Below are 17233 nucleotides of genomic sequence, written 5' to 3'. Positions count from 1 at the left end.
AATAAAATTAGTTAGCACAGATAGCATATCACAGAAGGAGGCATGTTTAAAGTGAAAGTAGAAGTTATTCAGCATAATCCGGTGATTGGGGATTTTCAGGGAAATATAGAAAAAGTCAAAAAACTTCACCAATCTGAGGCCGACATTATTGTACTTCCCGAATTGGCTATATCAGGCTATTATCCTGGAGATTTGCTAACCAATCCCGATTTTGTATATAAACTTGTTTATTATCAAAATGAACTTGTTAAAGCATTTACTGGGCAAGGTGTACTCATATTTGGTGGAATCAAATGTGAAGGAGGACATGTTCAAAATGGGGCCTATGTATGTGTGGATGGTGATTGCCATTTCGTTCCTAAGCTTAGTCTTCCTACATATGGCCCATTTGATGAGAAAAGACACTTTACAGTTATTGAACCTTATCATGGGGTGTTTAGTGTTGGAAATATGACATTTGCCGTTGGGGTATGTGAAGATATGTGGACCATGCCTGAAGAAATATTTAATCGTACTGCGGTTTCCATGTATATTTTTGTCAATGCTTCTCCCTTTGAAACAGGTAAGTTTTCTAGAAGACTAGACTTTGCCCGTGTATGGGCATCAAAAGGCAGTTATGTTGTGTACGCAAATCTTGTCGGAGGACAGGATGGTATAGTATTCGATGGAGCTTCATTTGTTTTAGACCCCAGTGGTGATGTACAGATGCTCCTTAGATCATTTGAAGAAGATAGCGAGATATTTTCTCCTTATCTACCTGTTGTTAAGGCTAAGCCTTATGATGGGTTGTCTTATATTCCACCTATAGAGATAGATGTGAATTTGTCAGATGACTTTGTTGCCGATGCCAAGATAGAGGAATACCCCTCATATCCTGAGGATATGTATAAAGCCATCATTCTTGGCATAAAGGACTACGTAAAGAAGAGTGGGTTTCAGAAGGTTATTGTTCCCGTTTCTGGTGGTATAGATTCTGCCGTTGGACTTGTTCTGGCAACGGAAGCTTTGGGGAAAGATAATGTCATAGCGCTTACAATGCCTTCCCATATTACATCATCAGAAACCTTAAACGATGCTCACAGACTTGCTGATAATCTTGGTGTTAAAATATACGAAATTCCCATTAAAGAAACTTATAGCATTATGAGAGATGTTATTTTATCTTCTACCGATGTGTCAGAAAAATTTGATGTGGCGGATGAGAATATTCAGTCTCGCATTAGGGGAGTCATTACGATGTACTTGTCTAATAAACTTGGTGCACTTGCCTTATCTATGGGTAATAAGAGTGAGATAGCTGTGGGTTACAATACCCTTTATGGTGATACAGCAGGAGCATTTGCACCCTTGGGTGATGCTTATAAGACAGATGTATATGCCATTGCAGAATATATTAACAGAGAAAAGGAAATTATCCCTCAGTCAATTATTGAGAGAAAACCATCTGCGGAGCTAAGAGAAGGACAGTACGATGAAGAGTCGTTACCATCTTATACGAGGCTTGATGAATTTTTGAAAGATTATATTGATAGACGTATGCCTATTTCTTACCTTGTTGATACTTATGGTAAGAAATTTACACTTGAGCTTGTGAAGAAAATAGAACGAGTGGAATATAAACGCAAACAGCTACCACCTTCCCCTAAATTACAAAGAATGTCCTTTTATACAGATAGAAGATATCCTATTGTGAAAAAGAGCTGGTGGGATTAACCTACCAGCTCTTCTGTTTTTACAATGTTAGCACCATAGATGTTTTTCATGTACTGGAGTGCGTATTCATGTGTTTGTGGATCAATAGAAGCTGTTCCATCTGCAACAACAGTAACACTAAATCCTCTAAAGAATGCATCTGCTGCTGTATGTTGAACACATATGTTGGTGCTAACTCCTGTAAGTATAACTTCACTAACTTCTAGTTCCCTGAGAATGCTCTCAAGATGTGTTTCAAAAAATCCAGAGTAAGTGTGTTTAGGTATAACAATATCTCCTCTGTCGGGAGTTAGCTCTGGTATTATTTCACTGCCTTCTTCACCTTCCATGGCATGGGGGCCCCACACTTTGAGTTCTACATCTCCTTCTGTATGGCTATCTTTTAGATATATAACAGGGATTTTCTTTTCGTGGGCGTAGTTTATGAGTGTTTTGATATTGGGAATAATGGCCTTAGCCCCGTCACTTCCAAACTTTCCGTCTACAAAGTCATGTATCATATCGATGATCATTAATGCCTTCACAATGACATCACCTCCTTTGATATGATATACAAGTAAATTGATTTAGGGGGTGTTTTTGTGATACTTAGTGACGGGGAGATATTGCAGAGGTTGGCTACAGGAGATATTATTATTGATCCGGAGCCAGATAGAGATATACAGGTAGGACCTTCATCAGTTGATTTAAGACTGGGAAAAGAATTTATTGTTTTTAGGAGGGAAAAAAAGCCATTTATTGACCCATTTGCTGATGATCCTACTTTGTTTACCGAAAAGGTTGTATTATCAGAAGATGAACCCTTTATTATTCATCCTGGTGAATTTGTTCTGGCGTCAACGGAGGAATATGTTAAAGTTCCAGCTGACCTTGTTGCACGTGTAGATGGGCGTTCTTCCCTTGGTAGGCTGGGTATTATTATCCATGCCACAGCTGGTTTTATTGATCCGGGGTTTGAGGGCACAATAACACTGGAGATTACTAATATCAATGTTATGCCCGTTGCGTTATATCCGGGTATGAGAATATGTCAGATATCATTTGAAGCTATGCAAAGCCCTGCTGAAAGACCGTATGGAATTAAAACGGGAAGCAAATATCAGGGCCAGAGGGGCCCCACTGTTAGTAGACTGAAGTGGGATAGGAGGTAATGGATATGAAGGCTGTTGTGCTTGCTGCAGGTAAAGGAAAGCGTATGAAATCATCTCTTGAGAAGGTATTTCATAAAGTTTTAGGATTTGCAATGGTAGAGAGAATCTTTAAGTCTCTAAGGGATGCCGAAGTAGATGAGGTTATCGGTGTGTTTTCCCCTCGGGGTAAGGAACTAGTATCTTCACTCCGTTATAAACCTGATATTGTTGTGGTGCAAGATACCCCTTTGGGAACAGGTGATGCACTAAAGAGGGCATATGATTATCTTGATAGTGTAGTCATTGTTTTACCCGGCGATATGCCCCTTATAACGGCTGACGAAATAAGACGTGTTTTGGAGAAGGGTAAGAATTACGATGCCATGGTAGTGGCTATGGAACTTGATGAACCAGGTTATTATGGTCGTATTGTTCTTGATGACAAGGGCAATCTAAAGTCCATCGTTGAGTATACCGATGCCACAGACGAAGAAAAGAAAATAAAACTTGTCAACACAGGTGTATATGTGTTTAAAGGGGAAAGTCTCAAGAAGTATCTCGATAAATTGACACCAGCCAATGCCCAAGGTGAATATTATTTAACCGATGTGTTTCCCATGATGATAGCCGATGGGTATAGTGTGGGAGTGTTTATTACAGATGATGCGAAGCAATATATTGGTGTCAATAATAGGTACATGTTATCTGTTGCCGAGGATATAGCAAGAAAGAGGTACCTGAAAAAACTCATGATGGATGGGGTAACAATTCGCATGCCGGAAACGGTGTATATTGAGGAAACTGTTGTCATCGACAATGATGTGGAGATACTTCCATACACCGTTTTGAAGGGTAATACGGTTATAAAGACAGGTAGTATTATTGGTCCTTCTACCTATATTGAAGATTCTACTATCGAGGAAAACTGTCATATACAGTATTCCCATCTAACAGAGGCATATGTTGGCCCGGATTCTGTTGTTGGCCCCTTTGGCAGACTGAGACCTGGGGCTCACCTTGAGAGAAAGGTGAAGATAGGTAATTTTGTTGAGGTAAAGAAATCTACACTAGGTGAGGGCACTAAAGCATCTCATCTTTCATATATTGGTGATGCCACAGTTGGTAAAAATGTCAATATTGGAGCGGGAACTATTACATGCAACTATGATGGTTTTAGCAAGAATCCTACATTTATTGAAGATGATGTATTCATTGGTTCTGATAGTATTCTTGTTGCACCTGTTAGAATAGGTAAGGGGGCTTATACTGCTGCTGGTTCTGTTATTACAAAGGATATACCACCGGGGGCACTCGGTATAGGCCGTTCCAGACAGGTAAATAAAGAAGGATGGGTTAGCAAATATGTAGCGAGAAAGAAACAGGAAGGGGGCATGCATGGTGGGTCTTCCAAGTAGACCACTTATTTTGCTTAGTGGTTCTGCCAATGAACCACTGGCGGAAAAAATAGCCAGTTATATTGGGTATCGTCTGTGTCCAAGGGAGATATTTAGGTTTGCCGATGGTGAGATAGGTATTCATATTCTTCGTTCTGTTAGGGGGGCAGAGGTATTTGTTATTCAATCAACATCACCACCGGTCAATGAGCATTTGATGGAACTGCTTATTATGATAGATGCACTGAGAAGAGCCTCAGCTGCCGAGATATCTGTAGTTATTCCTTACTTTGGTTATGCGAGACAGGATAGAAAGGCTAAGCCTAGAGAGCCTATTACAGCCAAACTTGTTTCTTCATTACTTCAATCTGCTGGAGCCGACAGGGTTGTTGCTATAGATCTGCATGCTTCACAGATACAGGGTTTCTTTGATATACCTGTCGATAATCTTACAGCTATTCCGCTATTTGTAGACCATATTAAGGCTAACCTTGGGGAGCTCGAGGATGTTGTTATAGCATCACCAGATATTGGTGGTGTGAAACGTGCTAGGGACCTTGCCTCTAAACTGGGGGATTTACCCTTGGTTATCATAGATAAAAGACGTCCCAGACCTAATGTTTCAGAAGTTATGAACATTATAGGTGAAGTTGACGGTAAGAGGGTTATCCTTGTAGATGACATTGTTGATACTGCAGGTAGCATTACATCTGCAGCTAAGGCTCTAAAGGATAGGGGGGCAAAAGAGGTTTATATCTATGCAACACATGCACTCCTTTCGGGACCTGCTCCTGAGAGACTGCGAGAGGCTCCAGTAGAGAAAATAGTATTTACAGATACAATTAGGATACCAGAAGATGTTTTATTTGATAAAATAGAGATTGTCAGTGTAGCAGGGCTTGTTGGTGAGGCAATTAGAAGAATCAGAAATAACGAATCGGTGAGTGTATTATTTAATCCGTAAAATTTTGTGTTGTTTCTGGTATAATGCTAACTTGACTGTGCTATAGTAGACTGGAAAGGAGGAGGTATATCATGATAAAACAGATAGAGCTTAAGGCCGAGCTTCGTCAGGAGCAGGGCACAAGGCCTGTGAGGAGACTTCGCCAAGCCGGATATATGCCCGGTGTTGTCTATGGAAAGGATATAGACCCTATTCCTATAAAGGTTAATATGAAGGATTTTAGAAAAACTGTTAAAGAGGCCCACGGTGGTGTTGTGTTTTTCAAAGTATCTATTGATGGCAAAGAACCATTTCTTGCTGTTCTTCAGGATATCCAGAGAGATAATGTTACCCGTGAGGTTATCCATTTTGACCTTCACAAAATTGCTGAGGATGAAGAAATTACCGTTGATATTCCTATTGAATTTGTTGGTGAGCCTAAAGGTGTTAAAGAAGGCGGTATCCTTGAGATTGTTCTTCACGAGCTTGAGATTGAGGCTCCAGCCAATAAGATTCCTGAAAAAATTGTCGTTGACCTGTCTGACCTTGGCATAGATGACACAATTCATGTTGAAGACCTTCAGCTTCCGGAGGGTGTTAGAACAACCCATGATCCAGAAGAGGTTGTTGTTACCGTTACTGCACCTGAGGAAGAAGCAGCTCTTGAGGAAGAGGTTGAAGAGATGGAGGAGCCCGAGCTTATTGGTGGTAGGGGTAAAACAGAGGAGGAAGAATAATCAGTGCTTATTGTGGGGCTGGGAAATCCCGGTGATAAGTATTATCCCACGCGGCACAATGTTGGCTTTTGGGCTGTAGATTACATCTATAAGCATGCCAATAGGGTAAAAAAGAAATGGACGTTCTCTTATAAAGGGGAGTTATCAGAAGTAGAAATAGAAGGTAAGGGGCTTATGTTGTATAAGCCCCTTACTTTTATGAATCTTAGCGGCGAAGGTGTTGCTCCGCTAGTCAGAGATAAGCATATTCCTCTGGAAGAGCTTATAGTTGTTCACGATGACCTTGATTTACCTGTGGCTGTTACTCGTCTGAAGTTTGATGGGGGAAGTGGTGGACATAATGGGATTAAATCTATTGTAAACCATTTGGGAACCCCTGATTTTTGGCGTGCCAAGATTGGGATAGGTAGGCCTCTTGATGGTACTCCTATCCCAGAATATGTGTTATCACCTCCTCCTGAGATAGAACTTCCCATGTTTAGAAAAGCTCTTGAGAGGACCTATGAGATGGTGAGGTTGTTTATTACAGATGGCAAAGACAAGGCAATGCAATACTACAACACAAGAAACCCAGAAGATCTTTAAGAGTATTCCCCACCTATGGTGGCAGCTTGGTAGGGAAGGATTGCTGAATAAAGGAACACTTTTATATGTTCCTTCTTATATAGAATCTGCTATTTTGAAACTTGCACCTTATTTTGATATTCCTCCTATAGGACCTGTTGATATGGGTACTTTTCCTATAGGGCTTGTTTCTCCTCGGAGTGTTAGAAAGAAAAAGATAGCCTATTCTAAGGGAATTTCTACCCTGAAAATTGGCGATGAACTGACTCCAGAAGAGCTCGTCGATATCTTGAAAAACGCTGGCTATGAAAAAGTTTCATATGTGCGGGGCAAAGGAGAGTATTCGAGAAGGGGAGAAGTTGTCGATTTTTATTTTGGCCAGCCTGTGAGAGTGCTATTTGATGAGGATATAGTAGAAAGCTTGCGCATCTTTTCGCCCGATGACCAGATACCTATAGCGTCTATACCATCTGTATCATTGCCTATAGCTATAGAAGAAATACCTTTAACAGACGATAACTTAGAATTTGCAGGCTATAAGAGACGAATTTGGATTGCCCCTCGTATTTGGAATTATGAAGTGGGTTCTATGCCCTTTAAATATGATATGCAGTATGTTGAGACAATAGAACCTTCTGTTTATGATTTTAAGCAATCTTCTACTATTAAGGTAATCACGGCATTTGTTGATAGGACGGTAAATTATTTGAATGGGTTGGGTTTTTCTGTCAAAAAGGCCGAAAAGCTTTCATTTTCTGATGACGTTGAGGTTGTTCCAGGCTTTTTTGAAGATGGTTATCAGTCGCAAGACATATCACTCCTAACGGATTACGATTTATGGCCTGAAATTGTTGGGGTTAGACGGAGAAATGTTAGTGGTTCTATAGAAGTTGGCAGTTATGTAATACATCGTCTCTATGGTGGCATTGGTGTTGTTGAAGCCATAGAGGAGAAGCCTACACCCCATATTGTTATTAAATATAAAGGAGATGTACGTATTCGCACCCCAATAACAATGCTTAGCATGCTTTACCCTTATTCCAATGCCAGTGGTGTTATTGAAATCACCGAAGTGGAAAGGCGGGGTTGGAAGAGAAAGATCAAGAAACTTGAAGAGATTATACAGCAAGCAGTAGAGCGATTTATAGAGCTGGAAAGGACTCGTAGGCATATAGAGGCACCGGTAATGACCGGTGACCCGGAAATAGAAGAAATTGTAGAAAAAGGATTTCCTTACACACTTACCAAAGATCAAAAAAAGGCCATAGAAGATGTGTATGCTGATCTTTCATCTGGCAAGCCAATGGACCGTATTATCTGTGGTGATACGGGGTTTGGTAAAACAGAGGTTGCCATAAGGGCTGCGGCAAGGGTGGTTTCTTCTGGTTATAAAGTCATTGTTGCTGCACCCACAGGAGTATTAGCTCATCAGCTATATGGCGATTTTTCTAAGCGATTTGAACCTGCTGGTATCAATGTTGGTTTCTATGCCAAGGGTAAAGGTAAAGACAATCTTAGGAAGTTTATAGAAGGTAAGGTAGATATTCTTGTTGGCACGCATTCTGTGTTTACCGATAAAATTACAGCAGATAAATTGGGACTTGTTATTGTTGACGATGAGCACTTGTTCGGGGTGGAAAAGAAAGAATTTTATAGACTGAGATATCCTCATGTGCATCATCTGTTTATGTCGGCAACCCCTATTCCCCGTACACTGTTTCATGGTATGTCTGGGCTTAAAAGCATATCTCTTATAGAAACACCTCCTAAAGGTAGACAGCCGGTGGATGTTGTTGTTGCCCGACGTAGCGGAGATGAGAACGTTCTCGAAGTTATCAAAGATGAACTAGCTGCTGGAGAAAAGGTTATTTTTGTTCACAACCGCATAAAAGACCTTGCAAAATATGCCGGTCTTATTGCCAGTGCTATTCCCGGTGCGAGGGTGGAGGTATTACATGGTCGTATGCCAGATAGAGAGATTGAAAATGTACTTTCCGATGTGTTTGAAGGGAAGGTTGATGTTCTTGTTGCCACATCTATTGTTGGTGTAGGACTTAATCTTCTGGACTTTAATGTGCTTGTTGTCAATGATATTAAGTATTTGGGCCTTGCCTCTCTGTATCAGATAAAAGGTCGTGTGGGAAGAAGTGGGGATGGAAGGGGGAGGGTTTACTTCTTTTATACGGAAACTCCTCGTACAAAGGATCCCCGTTTCTTAGAAACATTAGCCGAATTTGGCACATTGGGTTATGGGTTTGTTGTTTCTAATCTTGACATGGAGCTAAGAGGTATTGGTGATGTGTTTGGTATTCGTCAAAGTGGTTTCTTTGATACAGACACATTTGGCTTTGAGCTTATAAAGTCACTTGTGGCCGATGTGATTGCCCGCATTACCAAGGGAGAGACAAGCAATGTTACCATTCGCTGGAACTATGTTCCATTTGATTTCCTCACTGGGGATGATAGGGTAATGGCTATGAATGTCCTTATTAAGGCTGATTGGGATTTATGGGAAAAGTTCAGGTTATTTGTTCAGTCAACTTATGATATAGAGCTTGAAGAGTCATGGGATGACTATTTTGCCCTTGTTGATATACTGAAAAATTCCTACACAGGGCGTATTATTTTAGAGATATCTAAGGATAAGGTTTCTATTACATCTGCACAGAAGAAAATAGAAGTTGGGGGCAGTGTTCCCGAGGTATTTGGGGTTATAATATCTAATAATCTTTAGTATGTGGGGTGATTACTGTGCAGATGAAGACGCCTAAAGGCATGCGTGATATTCTTCCTCCTGATGGAGAGTTGTGGAGAAGAACAGAAAATATCCTTGCACTTATAGCAAGGCTTTATGGATACAAAGAAATTCGTACACCTATACTGGAATATTCTTTCTTATTTAGGAAGGGGCTTGGTGATAGTAGTGATGTTGTTGAGAAAGAGATGTATGAGTTTGAGGATAAAGACGGTTCATATCTGACCCTTAGACCAGAAGGTACAGCTCCCGTTGTTCGGTCTTATATAGAACATGGTATGAAGAGTCTTCCATGGGTTAGGGTATTTTATATCGGACCTATGTTTAGAAGGGAAAAACCCCAGAAGGGTAGATATCGTCAGTTTCACCAGTTTGGTATAGAGTTATTTGGTGTCAGTGGTCCCCATGGTGATGCTGAGGCAATGGTTATGTTATACCGCGTTATGAGAATATTTGGAGTTAATGGCTATATGTCTTATAACAATATAGGATGTCCAGTGTGTAGACCTAAATATATAAAAGCTCTCCGCAGCGAGATAGAGAAATACTGGGATGATATTCCCAAAGAGTATCATGAGAAAATCAATCGAAATCCTATGAGGTTTTTTGATATTAAAGATGAGAAGGTTGTTTCATTATTTGATAAGATGCCTACTATAGAAGATTTTCTGTGCGAAGAGTGTCAAGCACACAAAGAGGGGTTAGAAACGCTCCTTGCCAAGTTGGGTATGCCGTATGAGAAGAATATTAGACTTGTTAGGGGATTCGATTACTATACAAGAACGGTATTTGAATATATTGGAGAAGGGCTTGGTGCTAAGTCTGCTGTGGCAGGTGGTGGACGATATGATTATCTTATGGAAAGTTATGGTGGCCCATCTGTGCCCGGTGTCGGATTTGGCCTTGGTATAGAGAGACTTCTTATGGTTGCTCAGGTGCCAGAAAAAGTCGTGTATGAACCTTATGCCGAGGTAATGGTGGTATATACAAAAAAGGATTTTATGGATGATGCTTTTGTATTAGCAGAAACTTTGAGGGATAGATTTATTGCTGCAGAGGTCGACCTTAGAGGGACATCACTGAAATCACAGATGAAGGCTGCAGCTAAAAGAAACTACAAATATGTTCTTATACTGGGTGACGATGAAATTGAGAAAGGTATGGTAACACTAAGAGATATGGAGACGGGTAAGCAGGAGATGTTTAAACAGGAAGATATAGCTGATATCATTCTTGAAAGGGGGAGCTCATGATGATTAAGGATACTTATGCTGGAACACTACGAAAAACAGATGTTGGTAAAGAGGTTAAGCTTGCCGGTTGGGTACATACGATACGCGATTTGGGTAGTTTGACTTTTGTTATGCTGCGTGATCGTTCTGGAGAAGTACAAATTGTGTTTGATAGAAGTAAACACGGAAAGCTTATAGATGTGCTTGATGAGATGACGAAGGAAAGTGTCATATATGTAAAAGGTGTTGTTAAAGCAAGGGAAGAATCTACTGTTAACCCTAATATTCCGACAGGTGAAATAGAGGTAGAACCCAGTGAAGTTAAGATTCTTGCTAAGTCTGATGTTCCTCCATTTCCTCTTACTGCTCCGGAAGATAAACTTTCTGAAATGCAGAGACTACAGTACCGTTACATAGATCTACGGAGACCCACTATGAGGGATATGCTTCGGAAAAGGCATGAGGCAACTATGTTTATCAGAAATTATTTATCTGATAATGGTTTCTGGGAAATAGAGACCCCGTATCTTACGAAGTACACACCCGGCGGTGCAAGGAACTTCATGGTTCCTTCCCATAATCCCATAGGCACTTTTTACGCTTTGGCAGAATCTCCTCAAATATTCAAGCAATTGCTTATGATAGGAGGAGTAGAGAAATATTTTCAAATAGCTAGGTGTTTTAGAGATGAGGAGCTTAGAGCTGATAGACAACCAGAATTTACTCAAATTGATATAGAAATGTCTTTTATTGATGAAGAGGATATACGTCATCTTATTGAGCCTATGCTGGCTGGTCTTTTAGAAAAACTTACAGGATATCAAGTGGAGACACCTTTTAGGGTTATGACATACGAAGAGGCTATGCACGATTATGGTAGTGATAAACCTGACCTTAGAAATCCGCTAAAACTTGTATATCTCAACGATGTGTTTGGAAATACTGGTGTTAAGTTTATCGCTTCAGCACTGGAAAAAGGTGATAATGTTGTTGGTATCATTGTTCCCGCTATTTATTCAAAGAGCTTTTTAAAGAATTTGGAGAAAGAGCTAAAGGCGGAGGGCGCAGGAGGACTCCTGTGGTTTATGCACAAGGATGGAGAACTGGTTAGTACTATTACAAAATTCCTGAGCGATGAAGAAAAACAGAAACTACTGGAAGTGATTCCCGAGGGGCATACATATCTTGGTGTTGTTGGTGAGTATCCTAAAGCTAACGAAATTGTTGGTCGTCTACGTAATCGTATGGCAAATGAATTAGGACTTGTTAAAGATGGTTACGAATTTCTATGGGTTGTTGAATTTCCACTGTTTGAGGTTAATGACGATGGTTCTATTAAAGCAGCTCATCACCCATTTACTATGCCAATAGAGGAAGATATACCATTGCTTGATAAAGAACCTCTTAAAGTTAGAGCAAAAGCTTATGATATTGTACTCAATGGCTATGAAATAGGTGGTGGTAGTATAAGAATTCATGATAGAGACCTTCAGAAGAGAATTTTTGAGATTCTTCAGTTCAGTGATATTGATGGTAGGTTTGAGTTTTTCCTGAGAGCATTTAATTATGGAGCACCGCCGCATGGTGGCATTGCTCTTGGTCTTGATAGAATACTCATGGTTATGCTTGGCAAACCATCTATTAGAGAGGTTATAGCATTTCCGAAGTCAAAAGGCGGTGCATGTCCCCTTACAGGAGCGCCTGCACCACTATATGATGATCAATATAAAGATTTTATGGAGATTGCAAAGGCGGCAAAAGAGGTTTATGAAAATTATAAAATGAGTAAAATGAAAGAGGGGGATGAAGAGTGAGCGGCTGGACATTATTCTTTGCGGTAGGATTACCATTATGGCTTTTATTCTTTGTAGGGCTGGTAGTAGCTATAGCACTTGCTAAGAACTTCGGCACATTGAACGAGATACTGAAGCGTGTTGATCGCATTGTGGAGGCATTTGAACATGAGAGTCCCAAAATGGCCGGTAATCTTACTAAAACAACAGATGAAGTTGCGGAGCTTGTGAGGTCTCTCAAGGACACTGTTGATGTTCTAACTATGACAGTTGTTGCGGGTAAGACTAACTTTAAGACTATACTAGGATTAGCAATGCCTCTTATAAAGAAAGGATTTAAGAAAGTAGATGTCGATCCGGTAAAGGATTATATTAGCCGAAAGAAGAGGAGAGGTGGCAAATCTGATGAGTAAAAAAGAGAAGCTATATCTCATAATTGGCATCACTAGTCTTGTATTTCTTACAGGTATAACTGTAGGTATCACCCTGGTAACAAAAAATAGGAAGAAGAGAAATTGGTCTTCCAGAGGGGTAGTGGTTAGATTTGATCGTTAGGAGGGTGATGCCTATGGGCACAGGACTGGTACGCAAACCAGCTGATATCGAGGAAGCCATCAGAGATATTGTAGCATCTGATGTTGGTAATATGCTCAGCTTAGAAGAGCTCTATAGCATTGTTTCTGTTATGCATAAGATAGAGGAGCTAATGATGGGAGGACTTCTTAAGGAAATAGAGATGGAGCTTGCTAAAAAGAATAATGATATTGTATTGATGGCTGAGGGCATGATGAACACAACGAACAGAAAATATGAAATGATGGTAATAAAAAAGGTATTTATTGCTGGAGGGAATATCGAGACAGATGGTTCTGGGAAATTCTCTATGACTATTACGATTAGAAAGGGTGTTTCCCGTGTATAGTGTGTGGAATGAGGTTAACGAATTAGCTAAGGAGATGTACGAGGCTCAAAGTCGTGGGGATAGTGATAAGGCTGAGGAAATTAAAGCTAAGATATCTGAAAAGCTCATGCCAGAGATAGAAAAAATGGCTAGAAGATATTCTCGTTCCCGTCGTAATGAACATGATGACCTTGTTAGTGAAGGGTTCATGGGTCTCTTGCACGCACTTGATAGATATAATCCAGAGAAGGGCAGATTTTCTGATTTTGCCCGATCTACTATAGATGGTTATATGAAGAAGTATCTTGAAAGAGGTATTCAGCTTATTGGTGTGCCCGCTACTATGTCCAAAGAAGACAGGGCCATTAAGAAAAAGATAGACGAACTTCGTAGAAAACTGGGAAGGGAACCCACCCTTGGTGAAATGAAAGAGGCGGGTATTCATGTGGAAGATATTATCAAACAGATGTGGATATCTATGGCAGGTTCTCCTGCTTCCATGGATGTACCGATTGCTGGTGAAGATGATGAAATGTCTTTGTATGATGTTATAAGCGATTACGATGAGGAAAAGGAAAATCTGAAGAGAGATTTGCAATGGATAGAAGATAACATGCTGACCACTACGGAAAGAAAGATATGGAATTTATATAAAGAAGGATATTCTCAGTCAGAAATTGCAAAGGAACTCGGTATATCCCAACCTCAGGTGTCTAGGGTTATTAGACGAATAACGGATAAGTTTAAACGTCTGATGAAGGTTGATGCCCGGTGAAGGATACGGGAGATATTAGAAACATTAAGCAATATACCAATATGCTTTTTGTTGTAGGCGTTAAGTTAGAGGTTATGTTTTTCTTTCTCCTTATTGTTTTTTATTTTGTTTGGCAGCTTAATACCAAAATGGCTTTTTTACTTTCTTGGCTTTCTTGGGGTATTTTCTTTTATTATATTGCCCTTCAGGTAGCTAAACTTATATTGTATGCTGTCCGTTCAGTAAAGGAAGGTAAATGGAGATTTGGTTATCCTATTGGTATAGAAGAGATCCCGGCGTGGACAATGTGGATATCCTATGTTATTGTCTTGCTGGTTTTCTTCGGAGTTACAATCAAACTTATAGCCCAAACGGTTAGTGCCATATTTGCTGCTATTGATTTTGTTTCAAAGTTTTTAGAAAATAGCAACTCTTTACAAAAGGAATTGGAAATACTTTTATATAGGCTAGGCCTTACTCAGGAGCAGGCGATTCAGATTACCCAAGGTATTATTAATAATTTATTTGTACATACAAATTTCCTGTCCACAATTACAGAAAAAATGATGAATTTTGTATCTTCTCTGGGTTTCTTCTTTGATATTAGTGCCGGTGCATTTGTTTCCATTTTAATCGGCATGGAGGCTAAAAAGATAAAATCCCTAATCAATCATTTTTCAAACTCGCAAAAGAAGATGCTGCGTAATCTTGCCAGAGACCTAAAAATTATCCATTTCTATATGGTGGGGTTTACAGGTAATAGGCTGATAATTTCTTTCATGGTAGGTTTTGTTATATGGTTAGGATTTGCTATTGCCGGTTTTCCCAATGCGGGAATAGCTGGACTTGTTGCAATTATTACTGACCTTATTCCGTACATTGGACCTGTTTTGGGCTGGTTATTTGGTATTGTTGCTGTTATTCCTTCTATGCCCTCTTGGAAAGTTTTTCTGGTACTAACCCTTATTTATATTGTTGGGCAGGTTGTTGAAAATGTTTCTGCACCTCTTATATACTCTGCTAATCTGTCTGTGCCATTTTGGATTGTTATGTTAGCCCTTCTTGTTGGTGGAAAGATAGGTGGTGTTGTTGGTATTATTATCGGAGTTCCTGTATTCGCAGCATTTTCTAAGATTATTGTTCTATATTTCAAAGAGTGGGAGGAAGGACATGGCAAACATATTGGCGATTGACTATGGAGAAAAAAGGGTTGGCATTGCTATTGCCAAGGGTGGTTTTACTTTTCCTCGTCCTCATCTCGATAGAAAAAGTTCTTCTTTTTGGAAAGATCTTATTGACTTAATTAAAAAAGAAAAAGTAGATAAAGTTATTGTAGGTTATCCTATAACCCTCAAGGGGCTTCATGGTAGGGTAGCAACACTTGTTGATGAGTTTGTTGATACTTTAAAGACCCAGCTTCCTAAAGATGTTGAAGTTATTCTTTTGGATGAACGGTTTACCAGTAAAATTGCAAAAGATATGTTACTTGACATGTATGGCAATAAGTATTCTGTAGATTCTTTAGCCGCCTTAGAGCTTCTGAGGGGGTACTTATCTAGTGAAGGTAAAGATTAAATATTTCATTTATATAGTAGCTGCCTTAATGGGACTGTATAGTATATGGTGGTTTTTATCTGGTTTTGTTTCATCTCCGGAAAGCTTGACATACACATTTAATAAACCGTTGAAGATTACGGTTAGAAGTGGAGATACCCCTTATAAAATTGTTGAGGAGATAACATCACAGTACCCAAATTTAGATAAAGATATTCTTCTGCTTCTAATGGAGAAATATAATATTGCTAAGATACTTAAAGCTGATTATGTTTATTGTATTCCGCAAAAGGGTACGTATCTTGATATTGTAATGTCATTTCAAGATTGGTGCGACAAAGCTTTTGTTATGGTCACTTTTCCCGAGGGTATTACTATTAAGGAGATGGCAGATATTTTATATAAAAAAACACAAACACCTACACATAGTTTTATCGATGCTACTACATCGACACCTCTACTTGAGAGTGTATCGGCTTTTGCCGGTAAACACATAAGATATCCTGAGGGTTTTCTGTATCCAGATACATATGCCTTTACTGGGAGTACAACAAGATTGGTGCATATGATGTTTAACAACTTTTTGAAGAAAGTATCTGGTATCAATTGGACAGAAGCTGAAAAGAGGACGGGGCTAGACAAGTATGGAATTATTACCCTTGCATCTATTGTTGAGAAGGAGGCTGTTAAGAAAGAAGAGGCTCCTATAATAGCCGGTGTTTTTATTAATAGGCTTCGTCGGGGCATGAAACTGGAATCGTGCCCTACTGTAGAGTATGCGCTTGGTTATCACAAGGCTGTATTGTCGTTTGAGGATATACAAATAGATTCGCCTTATAATACATATAAATATTATGGATTACCTCCTACCCCTATAGGTAATCCTTCGCTTGATGCTATAAAGGCTGTGATTAATTATGCCAAGACAGATTATTTGTATTTCGTTGCGGATGGTAAGGGTGGACATTTATTTGCTAAAACTTATGCAGAACATTTGGCTAATATAAGGAGGGTTCGTGGTGAAAAATGAGTATTGGGTAATGTATATAGAAGTTGATTTACCGCATGTTGGTGATATTCAATCCTTGCTTGAAGCTGAAGACAATGCTGGAGTGATGCTTCAAACACATAAGGGACATAGGCATACAGTTATTGTTTATGGTTTGACAGGTTATAGACTCAATGTTTTACTTGCCATGGTGGGAGATCTTATTGTTGATGGCAAAATAAAATCGGTGGTGATAAAGCCTTATGAAGAGGATTGGGATGGTTATAGACAAACTGAGTGATATCTCTCCGGATTTGCTTTACGAAAAGGGCATTCGATTTGTTGTTTTGGATTTGGATAATACGCTATCTCCTTATGGAGATTTTAATGTGGAACTTGAGGTAAAGGAATGGATTGTAAAAGCTAAAAAGATGAATATGGATATTGTTGTGCTATCAAACACATGGTTTTTAAGGGCCCTTATCTCGAGATTTATTGTTAACGTTCCTGTTTACTATATGGCTTTAAAGCCTTCTCCATTAGCATTATGGAAAGTGCTTATTCGCTATGGTTATTCGCCTGATGAAACATGTGTTATAGGTGATCAAATTTTTACAGATGTTCTTATGGCAAGGCTGGCTGGTACTTCTTTTGTACTTGTAAAACCACTTTCGAGACGCGATGGTCCCCATACCAAATTGTTTAGAATTCTTGAACGAAGTTTTATAGCCAAAAAAATACTTTCAAGTGTAAAATAGATATATATCAAGTGTTA

The 17233-nt window shown here is 39.5% G+C and carries 19 protein-coding genes; 18 read left to right on the top strand and 1 reads right to left on the bottom strand.

What is annotated here, in order from left to right:
• Positions 1-42: 42 nt before the first annotated feature.
• The gene (locus tag GM182_RS04875) at positions 43-1713 is read left to right on the top strand and encodes an NAD+ synthase (protein WP_449186001.1); all 1671 of its coding nucleotides are present in this window, start codon (positions 43-45) and stop codon (positions 1711-1713) included.
• On the opposite strand, the gene GM182_RS04870 is transcribed toward GM182_RS04875, so the two are convergent.
• Entirely contained in the window at positions 1710-2237 is a 528-nt protein-coding gene (locus GM182_RS04870) for a cysteine hydrolase family protein (RefSeq protein WP_449186000.1), read from the bottom strand. The two genes, GM182_RS04875 and GM182_RS04870, sit on opposite strands and share 4 nt — an antisense overlap.
• Positions 2238-2294: 57 nt before the next feature.
• On the opposite strand from GM182_RS04870, the gene dcd reads away from it, so the two are divergent.
• The 17 genes from dcd (at position 2295) to GM182_RS04785 (ending at position 17216) form a co-directional block, all read left to right on the top strand.
• Entirely contained in the window at positions 2295-2864 is a 570-nt protein-coding gene (gene dcd, locus GM182_RS04865) for a dCTP deaminase (protein ID WP_449185999.1), read from the top strand.
• A 5-nt stretch (positions 2865-2869) separates the two neighbouring features.
• Positions 2870-4258, top strand: coding sequence for a bifunctional UDP-N-acetylglucosamine diphosphorylase/glucosamine-1-phosphate N-acetyltransferase GlmU (gene glmU / locus GM182_RS04860; protein WP_449185998.1), 1389 nt, complete (start codon positions 2870-2872; stop codon positions 4256-4258).
• The gene (locus tag GM182_RS04855; protein ID WP_449185997.1) at positions 4239-5201 is read left to right on the top strand and encodes a ribose-phosphate diphosphokinase; all 963 of its coding nucleotides are present in this window, start codon (positions 4239-4241) and stop codon (positions 5199-5201) included. The genes glmU and GM182_RS04855 overlap by 20 nt, the downstream gene beginning before the upstream one ends.
• A gap of 71 nt (positions 5202-5272) precedes the next feature.
• The gene (locus tag GM182_RS04850; protein WP_449185996.1) at positions 5273-5917 is read left to right on the top strand and encodes a 50S ribosomal protein L25/general stress protein Ctc; all 645 of its coding nucleotides are present in this window, start codon (positions 5273-5275) and stop codon (positions 5915-5917) included.
• Between the two features lie 3 nt (positions 5918-5920).
• On the top strand, positions 5921-6502 hold the full coding sequence (gene pth / locus GM182_RS04845; RefSeq protein ID WP_449185995.1) for an aminoacyl-tRNA hydrolase: 582 nt from the start codon (positions 5921-5923) through the stop codon (positions 6500-6502).
• A complete protein-coding gene (locus tag GM182_RS04840) occupies positions 6447-9215 on the top strand; it encodes a DEAD/DEAH box helicase (RefSeq protein WP_449185994.1) in 2769 nt (922 codons plus the stop codon). The genes pth and GM182_RS04840 overlap by 56 nt, the downstream gene beginning before the upstream one ends.
• A gap of 23 nt (positions 9216-9238) precedes the next feature.
• Positions 9239-10489, top strand: coding sequence for a histidine--tRNA ligase (hisS, locus tag GM182_RS04835; RefSeq protein ID WP_449187288.1), 1251 nt, complete (start codon positions 9239-9241; stop codon positions 10487-10489).
• Positions 10489-12282 (top strand): aspartate--tRNA ligase, encoded by a 1794-nt coding sequence (gene aspS, locus GM182_RS04830; protein ID WP_449185993.1) that lies wholly within the window; start codon positions 10489-10491, stop codon positions 12280-12282. The genes hisS and aspS overlap by 1 nt, the downstream gene beginning before the upstream one ends.
• Positions 12279-12674: a hypothetical protein gene (locus GM182_RS04825; RefSeq protein WP_449185992.1), complete on the top strand. Its 396-nt coding sequence runs from the start codon at positions 12279-12281 to the stop codon at positions 12672-12674. Before aspS ends, GM182_RS04825 begins: the two co-directional genes overlap by 4 nt.
• Positions 12667-12816, top strand: coding sequence for a hypothetical protein (locus GM182_RS04820; RefSeq protein ID WP_449185991.1), 150 nt, complete (start codon positions 12667-12669; stop codon positions 12814-12816). Before GM182_RS04825 ends, GM182_RS04820 begins: the two co-directional genes overlap by 8 nt.
• Positions 12817-12829: 13 nt before the next feature.
• Positions 12830-13183 (top strand): hypothetical protein, encoded by a 354-nt coding sequence (locus tag GM182_RS04815; protein ID WP_449185990.1) that lies wholly within the window; start codon positions 12830-12832, stop codon positions 13181-13183.
• Entirely contained in the window at positions 13176-13937 is a 762-nt protein-coding gene (locus GM182_RS04810; RefSeq protein WP_449185989.1) for a sigma-70 family RNA polymerase sigma factor, read from the top strand. Before GM182_RS04815 ends, GM182_RS04810 begins: the two co-directional genes overlap by 8 nt.
• Entirely contained in the window at positions 13934-15109 is a 1176-nt protein-coding gene (locus GM182_RS04805; RefSeq protein WP_449185988.1) for an AI-2E family transporter, read from the top strand. The genes GM182_RS04810 and GM182_RS04805 overlap by 4 nt, the downstream gene beginning before the upstream one ends.
• Entirely contained in the window at positions 15087-15491 is a 405-nt protein-coding gene (gene ruvX, locus GM182_RS04800; protein WP_449185987.1) for a Holliday junction resolvase RuvX, read from the top strand. The genes GM182_RS04805 and ruvX overlap by 23 nt, the downstream gene beginning before the upstream one ends.
• Positions 15475-16500, top strand: a complete 1026-nt coding sequence (gene mltG / locus GM182_RS04795; protein WP_449185986.1) for an endolytic transglycosylase MltG — start codon at positions 15475-15477, stop codon at positions 16498-16500. The genes ruvX and mltG overlap by 17 nt, the downstream gene beginning before the upstream one ends.
• Positions 16490-16759: a hypothetical protein gene (locus GM182_RS04790; RefSeq protein WP_449185985.1), complete on the top strand. Its 270-nt coding sequence runs from the start codon at positions 16490-16492 to the stop codon at positions 16757-16759. Before mltG ends, GM182_RS04790 begins: the two co-directional genes overlap by 11 nt.
• A complete protein-coding gene (locus tag GM182_RS04785) occupies positions 16722-17216 on the top strand; it encodes a YqeG family HAD IIIA-type phosphatase (RefSeq protein WP_449185984.1) in 495 nt (164 codons plus the stop codon). The genes GM182_RS04790 and GM182_RS04785 overlap by 38 nt, the downstream gene beginning before the upstream one ends.
• Positions 17217-17233: the final 17 nt, after the last annotated feature.

The organism is Zhurongbacter thermophilus, from assembly GCF_026184435.1.
GTDB lineage: Bacteria > Coprothermobacterota > Coprothermobacteria > Coprothermobacterales > JAADFF01 > JAADFF01.
This window is presented reverse-complemented; position numbering and strand designations above follow the sequence as displayed.

Coding starts and splice junctions, on each gene's coding strand:
- GM182_RS04875 (WP_449186001.1), top strand. CDS start 43: ATGTTTAAAGTGAAAGTAGAAGTTATTCAGCATAATCCGGTGATTGGG.
- aspS (WP_449185993.1), top strand. CDS start 10,489: ATGATTAAGGATACTTATGCTGGAACACTACGAAAAACAGATGTTGGT.
- GM182_RS04785 (WP_449185984.1), top strand. CDS start 16,722: ATGAAGAGGATTGGGATGGTTATAGACAAACTGAGTGATATCTCTCCG.
- GM182_RS04855 (WP_449185997.1), top strand. CDS start 4,239: ATGGTGGGTCTTCCAAGTAGACCACTTATTTTGCTTAGTGGTTCTGCC.
- GM182_RS04850 (WP_449185996.1), top strand. CDS start 5,273: ATGATAAAACAGATAGAGCTTAAGGCCGAGCTTCGTCAGGAGCAGGGC.
- hisS (WP_449187288.1), top strand. CDS start 9,239: ATGAAGACGCCTAAAGGCATGCGTGATATTCTTCCTCCTGATGGAGAG.
- GM182_RS04815 (WP_449185990.1), top strand. CDS start 12,830: ATGGGCACAGGACTGGTACGCAAACCAGCTGATATCGAGGAAGCCATC.
- GM182_RS04820 (WP_449185991.1), top strand. CDS start 12,667: ATGAGTAAAAAAGAGAAGCTATATCTCATAATTGGCATCACTAGTCTT.
- glmU (WP_449185998.1), top strand. CDS start 2,870: ATGAAGGCTGTTGTGCTTGCTGCAGGTAAAGGAAAGCGTATGAAATCA.
- GM182_RS04840 (WP_449185994.1), top strand. CDS start 6,447: ATGGCAAAGACAAGGCAATGCAATACTACAACACAAGAAACCCAGAAG.
- ruvX (WP_449185987.1), top strand. CDS start 15,087: ATGGCAAACATATTGGCGATTGACTATGGAGAAAAAAGGGTTGGCATT.